Below are 924 nucleotides of genomic sequence, written 5' to 3' on the forward strand. Positions count from 1 at the left end.
CAACCTGAACTACTTCGCAGATTGGTTCGATAACGAGCTAAAACGTAACTTCAGCATCGATGTCATGCGCCAAGAGATCGATAACACTCAACCATTTTTCACGTTCAACAATGACAAAGCCAGCGTCATTCTGATTAAGTGCGAGCAACTGAGTTCCCTTGACAAAGAGATTGGAGACTTCCTAAATGTCGACAACTTTGTTCTGAAAAACAGCAATGAAGCAAAGAACAAATGGTATTCCAACATCCACCAATACTTTAAACAGCATTACGATTTTTCTAAGTTGTTTTACATGTATGACTTACCGCTTTATCGCCATATTTACTCGCAGCAAGAACGAGAAGCTTTCAAAACCAAGTGGTTAAAAACTCCAGGGACAAAGTCAGCATGAAAAAAGTACTGCATATTACCGAAGCCTTTGGTGGCGGTGTTCAAACCGCACTGTACAGCTATGTACATTCATCTCGACATGAACCGTATGAACACTTTTTGCTTGCTAGAGCGCGTCACAATGATTTGACCAAGGACAGCAATCACGATGTTTTTGCTCAAACGAAATGGGTGGAAGGTGGGCTTCTGCAGTTTGTGCGAGACGCCAATCAAACCATCAATGACATAAAACCCGATATTGTGCACTTGCACTCTAGCAAAGCCGGTTTTTTGGGTCGATTTTTGAAACTCAACCACGCTCGCTTGGTGTATACCCCGCACTGCTATGCGTTTGAACGAGAAGATATTTCAGGCTTCGCTCGCCAACTATACAAAGCTTTAGAAAAGGTGATGCTCAACAAAATTGACGTGGTGGCAGGCTGCAGTCAGCGCGAATGTGATTTAGCCATTAGCATTGGAGCAAAACGAGCGGAACTGCTGAACAACTATGTTTCTTATCAAAGTGCGACGCGTGTCGGCCGAGACCATCAAGCT

2 protein-coding genes are annotated in these 924 nt (G+C 43.6%); both read left to right on the forward strand.

The annotated features are described in order from the left end of the window. On the forward strand, positions 1–391 hold a 391-nt coding region (locus R8N47_RS24040), incomplete at its 5' end, for a putative capsular polysaccharide synthesis family protein (RefSeq protein ID WP_318185957.1). After that, a partial coding sequence (locus R8N47_RS24045) for a glycosyltransferase (RefSeq protein ID WP_318185958.1) occupies positions 388–924 on the forward strand: 537 nt, incomplete at its 3' end. The genes R8N47_RS24040 and R8N47_RS24045, both read left to right, overlap by 4 nt.

The sequence above is a fragment of the Vibrio sp. 2132-1 genome (genome assembly GCF_033344315.1).